This is a genomic window from Mucilaginibacter sp. (assembly GCF_039921305.1).
In the GTDB taxonomy this organism is placed as follows: Bacteria; Bacteroidota; Bacteroidia; order Sphingobacteriales; family Sphingobacteriaceae; genus Mucilaginibacter.
This window is the reverse complement of record NZ_JBDSCA010000068.1, coordinates 1-5417: the sequence shown is the minus strand read 5'-3', so window position 1 is coordinate 5417 and position 5417 is coordinate 1. Positions and strand designations below refer to the sequence as shown.

3 protein-coding genes are annotated in these 5417 nt (G+C 40.8%); 2 read left to right on the top strand and 1 reads right to left on the bottom strand.

Annotated features, from left to right (window positions below; translation table 11 throughout):
• Positions 1-556 (bottom strand): terminase small subunit (locus ABIN91_RS19730; protein ID WP_348053167.1); only part of this gene is annotated, 556 nt, incomplete at its 3' end.
• A 632-nt stretch (positions 557-1188) separates the two neighbouring features.
• Between ABIN91_RS19730 and ABIN91_RS19725 the strand changes: the two genes are divergently transcribed.
• A complete protein-coding gene (locus ABIN91_RS19725; protein ID WP_348053166.1) occupies positions 1189-4116 on the top strand; it encodes a PAS domain S-box protein in 2928 nt (975 codons plus the stop codon).
• A 372-nt stretch (positions 4117-4488) separates the two neighbouring features.
• Positions 4489-5417 (top strand): GTP-binding protein (locus ABIN91_RS19720; protein WP_348053165.1); only part of this gene is annotated, 929 nt, incomplete at its 3' end.

Below are 5417 nucleotides of genomic sequence, written 5' to 3'. Positions count from 1 at the left end.
CAACAAATCCTAAATCACCATCCGCGTCAACAACCAAAGCTTCCGGCTTCAAGCTTCCCGCTTCCTGCTCTTTTTTGTCTTGATTCTTGGCTCTTGATTCTTGAGTCTCAAAGAAACCCAGGTGCCTCGCAATCTTATCCAGCGCAGCCATCTTATTATGCAGCTTAATTTTAGTAACCGCGCCAACAATATATCCATCCGGCTCCGCAATGTTCCTCGTCTCTAAAAAACTAATAGCCGCCATTTCAGTCTCGGTCAGTTCGCAAGCCGGTTTCAAATCGCCACGCTCATCATAATAATTAGCCATATTGCTAAAAGCGATTTTAGCATACTCCCGTAAAATCATATCATGCGTAATTTCCATCCGGTCGCTCCGCTCCTGCATCCTCATCCGCAAATACTCCTGTATCTTAGGGTAGTGCAAAAGTTCACCCTTGCGGGCGGTGTTTTCACTATAGCCGCTGTTAATAGCGCTGCGGTAAGCATTAAAACTAACCAGGTATTCATCACAAAAGCAAATCTGTTGCTCGCTCAAATTTGGGGTAACACGTATCATATTGTTTATGGTTTTATATAATTGATTTAAAAAAAAAAATTCACGAAAAGAAAAAGCCGAATGGCAAATAAGTAAAAACAAAGCGCGTAAGGATGTCATACTGAGGCACTCGAAGTATGAGCGCGAAGGCCCTAACCGCAATGTTCCTAAAAGCGAAAGATCTCAAACCCTGTCATCGCGAGCCTGCCTGTCGGCACACAAGGAACTAAGCAACCGCACGGAGAAGAGCGGTAATAAAGTCTGCTTTAAATAAGTACCGAACTGGCTCCGGTATCCAATACAAATATACGTAACTATCTTATTATTAGCAAATTAATAACCAAAACAACCACAATTACCTTATGCTTCAAACGCAAAATATATTTATAAAAATATTTTTTACGTAAAAAAAGCACCAATATGGCAAATCTACATTCCAAACCTTTTATTGTTTTTTCCAAAATTAAATAATAGTTAAATAAATATTTTGTTATGCTCATAAACCTTTGTAATTTTAATCGCCTTTCCGGGGTTGTATCACAACCCCTATATAACAATAGCTTATGGTAAAATATTTGTCATAATCCTATAATACCATATAGATCGGCATTATAAACAAGCAACTAAAACTCAATTTAAGCCTTTACCTGCCTATGAAAAGGGTAATTGATAGAGATATTCGTTTCCGTAAACTGGTCGAAAACAGCCACTCTGGTATTGCGTTGATGGATGCCGATATGAATATTATTTATCGTAGCCCATCAGCAGAGCGCATAACAGGATGGAACAAGGCAAACAGGGATGGAAGAACGCTGCAAGACTTGCTGCATCCGCAGGATAAACAATTGGTGAAACAATTGTCACAACAGCTTATGGCCAATAGTAGGGTACCAATAACCAGTACTTTTAGGGCAAAACATTTTAACGGGCTCTATATGTGGCTCGATTGTACTTTTACCAATCTCCTTACCGACCCCGACGTTAACGCCATCGTATGTAATTTCAGAGATATAACCGAACAAAGGGAACGTGAGCACCATCTAAAATTGTTAGAGTCTGTAATTACCAATACAACCGATGCCGTACTAATTACCGAGGCCGAGCCATTTGATGAACCCGGCCCGCGCATAGTTTATGTAAACGATGCCTTTACTAAGCTAACCGGCTACTTACCGCACGAGGTTATTGGTAAAACCCCACGCTTATTGCAAGGCCCAAAATCTGATAAGCAGGAGTTAAAGCGCCTAAGTGAGTCTTTACGTAAATGGCGGCCCTGTGAGGTTTCCCTCATCAACTATAAAAAAAATGGAGATGAGTTTTGGATCAATATTTCGGTTAGCCCCGTGGCCGACGATAAAGGTTGGTACACCCATTGGATCTCTATTAATAAAGATATCACCCAGATAAAAAACGAGCAGATCAAGAGCGAATTGTTATCTGGCATTAGTACTGTTTTTAATACCGGCCTGGAGCTAAAACAAATTCTTAACAATGCATTACAACTATTAATTGAGTTTGATGATTTTGTGATGGCCGAAATTTGGCTGGTAAGCCCCGATAACAACACCATCAATATCGCTTCCAAATATTTCGGAACAAGTAAAATGGAGGCGTTTTATACCGAAAGCGCTAACATTAAAACTTTCTCCAAAGGCGAAGGCTTGCCAGGGGTAACCTGGCAAACCGGCACTATAACCTTTGTGAGCGATCTTGCCGATTCCCATTTTCTCCGTTGTCAGGCTGCTCAAAATGCCGGTTTGCAATCATTATGTGGCGTTCCACTATTAAATAACCAACAGGTTATAGGTGTTTTGATATTAGGTTTAGATACGCGCAAAAACCACAATGCACAATACGATCCCTTGCTTCAAAGCATCAGCAACCATTTAGGTTCCGAAATAAAACGGAAACAATTGGAGCAGGAGCTAAACCAGATCTTCAATTTCGCTCCAGATATTGTTTGTGTTGCAGGCACCGATGGATATTTTAAAAAGATCAATCCCGCCTTATGCAACCTGCTCGAGTTTACCGAACAGGAGTTGTTACAAAAACCCCTCATCGCCTTCATTCATCCCGACGATCAGGAAACCATGTTTGTTGAATTTAATAAACTTAGCATAAGCCGTGAAACTTTCGATTTTGAAACCCGCAGCATTTCAAAATCAGGTAAGGTTAAATGGATAAACTGGCGCTCAACACCCGCCACCGAAGAAGGCTTACTGTTTTGCGTAGGTAAAGATGTTACCGATAAAAAAGAACTCGAACAGCTTTTAAATAAAGTTCACAAACTGGCTTGTATAGGTGGCTGGGAGATTAATTTAACCCAGGATGTTATTTATTGGTCTGATATCACACGCCAGATACACGAGGCTGATGCCGCTTTTATACCTACCCAACAATCAATAATCGCCTTTTATCATGATAAAAAAAGCAGTTTACTTGTTGTTGATAAAATAACCCAGGCTATCCAAACCGGAGCAGCCTTTGATATCGAGGTGCAAATTGTAACCGCCAAAGGCAACACCAAATGGGTGCGTGTGATTGGCGAAGCTGAGTTTTTAAACGGTACATGCAATCGCATTTATGGCAGTTTTCAGGATATAAATGCTTTAAAGCAGGCGCAAATTTCGTCGGCTAAAATGCTCGAAGAGCGAAACGTAATATTAGAAAGCATCGGCGACGCCTTTTTTGCAGTAGATAAATACTGGACGGTAACCTACTGGAACAAAATGGCCGAAAAGGTATTGCTCAAAACCAAGGGCGAAATGCTCAACCACAATTTGTGGGAAATATATCCAACATCTATCGGTTCGGTATCTTATAACAAGTATAATCAAGCCATTAATACCAACCAGGCCGTTCACTTCGAAGATTATTATCCACCGTTAAATCAATGGTATGATATCACTGCTTACCCATCGGCAAACGGCCTCTCGGTTTATTTTAAAGATATTACCGAACGCAAACTGTCAGAGATCCTTTTAAAAGAATCCGAAGTTAAATACAGCGAATTGTTTCACCTCAGTCCTATACCCCAATGGGTGTATGATACAGATACATTCAGTTTTTTAGATGTCAATGCCGCGGCCATTAAACATTACGGCTACAGTCGTAACGAGTTTTTATCCATGACGATAAAAGATATCAGGCCTTCCGGAACGCTGCCCGATCTCCAGGATGCTGTTACCCGCTCCAGTAATTCAAAAAACTCCGTTTCTCAAGGCGTATTTACACACCAAAAGAAAAACGGAGATTTAATTCAGGTTGATATCTTAAGCAACCCCGTCCAATACAAAGGCAAAAAAGCGAAAGTTATCATAGCTAATGATATAACCGAAAGGTTAAACTATATCAATGCCATTGAGCTGCAATACCAAAAACTACGCGAAGTATCGTGGATGCAATCCCATGTTATCAGGGCGCCTCTGGCCCGCATCATGGGCCTTGTACCTATGTTAAAAGATTTAAACTTAAGTGATCTCGAACAAAGAAACGTATTAAACTACATCATCACTTCCGCAACCGAATTAGACCAGGTGATCAAAAACATTACCGATCTTCTCGCCGATCCTGAACAATAACCGCTACTTTAATCCCTTCCAACGTTGCCCATTCCGCGTTAGGGATAGAAGCGGATACCGGCTCGTGACTAAGGCCCGTGCAGTATGAGCGTATAGCCCGGGCCGAAGGCAACGCCATAATAATTGATAAATTAATTTTACCTTATCCTACTACTATCAAATAGCAGCAAAACCTACTCACATCATACTAATTATATTCCTTATCCCCACTCTCCTAAAACTTTAATCCCATCACTCACCTCCACATTTTTACATTCCCCTAACATCAATCATCATTAAATCCACTTAATCCGCTCATTAACATTCTTGCACCATAGTTAAATTTCAATATATTATCACTACCTTTGCGCCAAAATTAAAGTACGCATTTCAATGCAAAAAATCAGAAACATAGCTATCATAGCTCACGTTGACCACGGTAAAACTACATTGGTTGATAAAATTTTACACGCCTGCTCAATTTTCCGCGACAACCAGGAAACAGGCGAGTTGATACTCGATAATAATGATCTGGAACGCGAGCGAGGTATTACCATCGTATCGAAAAACGTTTCGGTTATGTATAAAGATGTTAAGATCAACATTATTGATACCCCTGGTCACGCCGATTTTGGCGGTGAGGTTGAGCGTGTATTAAAAATGGCTGATGGTGTGTTATTACTTTGTGATGCCTTTGAAGGCGCCATGCCTCAAACCCGTTTCGTAACCCAAAAGGCTTTAGCTTTAGGCTTAAAACCAATTGTGGTTGTAAACAAGGTAGATAAAGAAAACTGCCGCCCCGAAGAAGTTTATGAGCAGATATTTGAATTATTCTTCAATTTGGAAGCTACTGAAGATCAACTGGATTTCCCGGTGATCTACGGTTCGTCTAAACAAGGCTGGATGAGCACTGATTGGAAGAAACCGACAGAAGATATTTTCCCGTTGATGGATGCTATTTTGGCAAACATTCCACCGGCACCGGTTAGCGAAGGTACTTTGCAGATGCAGATCACTTCATTGGATTATTCGTCTTTTGTAGGTCGTATCGCTATTGGCCGTGTGGCCCGTGGTACTATTAAGGAAAACATGCCGGTATCGTTGGTAAAACGTGATGGCACCATCCAGAAATCAAGAATTAAAGAGCTTTACACTTTTGAAGGATTGGGTAAAGTAAAAACCACCTCAGTAAGCTCGGGCGATATTTGCGCCGTAGTTGGTATTGAAGGTTTTGATATTGGCGATACCATTGCTGATTTTGAAAACCCGGAACAATTAGCCGTTATCAAAATTGACGAGCCTACTATGAATATGCTTTTCAC

What these genes read in the sequence shown, in the direction of transcription:
- ABIN91_RS19725 (WP_348053166.1), top strand. Translation starts at nt 1,189, where the DNA reads ATGAAAAGGGTAATTGATAGAGATATTCGTTTCCGTAAACTGGTCGAA.